This is a genomic window from Acinetobacter endophylla (assembly GCF_053543775.1).
In genome coordinates this window covers 1-367 of the sequence record NZ_JBLVOM010000186.1, presented here as the reverse complement: position 1 = coordinate 367, position 367 = coordinate 1, and the positions used below count along the sequence as shown (strand labels likewise).

Annotated in this window: 1 protein-coding gene; it reads right to left on the bottom strand. The window is 46.6% G+C overall.

What is annotated here, in order from left to right:
- Window positions 1–8: 8 nt before the first annotated feature.
- A partial coding sequence (locus ACNPNW_RS06250; RefSeq protein WP_448766746.1) for a DUF4097 family beta strand repeat-containing protein occupies window positions 9–367 on the bottom strand: 359 nt, incomplete at its 5' end.

Genomic DNA, 367 nt, shown 5'->3' with positions numbered 1-367 from the left:
TACTAAATTCAATATCTCATTACATTCAGGTTGCTGTTTCCTTCAATGCGAAGTTTGAATTCACCCGTCCCTGTTTCTCCTGAGATCGTTTTCTTATCAATATTAAAATGGTGAAAATCCGTCGTAATATTACCATACCCGCTGGAACCATTCACCGTATAGTCTCCTGCGAACGGTAAATACAGGAAGATATCGCCAACGGCGCTATACACATCCCAATCTCCACGGATGAGCGGCGAGCGCACCTCAATCCCGCCATTGAGAGATTCTGCATGCAGTTTGCCGGGCGCTCCGTTAACTTCGAGGTTCCCGTTCTTGCTGTAAATATCGACTTCATCTCCATTGCCTGCCGCACTCACGTTACCGA